Here is an 854-nt window from a genome sequence, read left to right as displayed (position 1 = left end):
TACAATCCGAAGACCTTCTTCCTTCACGCGGCGTTGCTGGGTCAGGGTTTCCCCCATTGCCCAATATTCCCCACTGCTGCCTCCCGTAGGAGTCTGGGCCGTGTCTCAGTCCCAATGTGGCCGTTCAACCTCTCAGTCCGGCTACCGATCGTTGACTTGGTAGGCCTTTACCCTACCAACTATCTAATCGGACGCGAGCCCATCTTTTGCCGGATTTCTCCTTTGATCTACTCCAGATGCCTAGAATAGATGTTATGCGGTATTAGCACTGGTTTCCCAGTGTTATTCCCCAGCTAAAGGCAGGTTGCTCACGTGTTACTCACCCGTCCGCCGCTAGGTTTAATCTTTCCGTCCTAAGACTTCCTTATTAAACCCCGCTCGACTTGCATGTGTTAGGCACGCCGCCAGCGTTCATCCTGAGCCAGGATCAAACTCTCAAATAAATTATTATCCGAGAACCTTTTGGCTCTTTGTTTACTTGCTCAACTCTTTGTTAGAATTGATTTTTGGCTCGTCTTTTGTCTTTTACACTGTTCAATTTTCAAGGTTCCTCCCCTCACGCTCTCGTGAGGTGCTCGACTATATTAACATCGTACTTTCCTTTTGTCAACACCTATTTTCAGTGTTTTTTCAGTTCTCTCATTCTTCGCTTTCCTAAGCCGTAAGAGACCCTTTTACGCTGTAATAAAGTCGCTGCTGCGCTCAAGCGCAACGTTGTCAAGTATATGGCACTTTGTCTTTTTTGTCAACTGCTTTTTTATCTTTTATATCAAAATTTTTAGCAGACAACAAAAAGTTCAGGTTATTAGTAAAAAACAAAAAAACAGGACCACAGGGAGTTACCCTATGATCCT

Annotated in this window: 1 rRNA gene; it reads right to left on the bottom strand. The window is 45.1% G+C overall.

Annotated elements, in window-relative coordinates:
* Nucleotides 1-443, bottom strand: a 16S ribosomal RNA gene (locus AC0KSB_RS11530); the annotation flags it as partial.
* Between the last annotated feature and the right edge of the window lie 411 nt (nt 444-854).

The sequence above is a fragment of the Ercella succinigenes genome (assembly GCF_900002895.1).
This window is presented reverse-complemented; position numbering and strand designations above follow the sequence as displayed.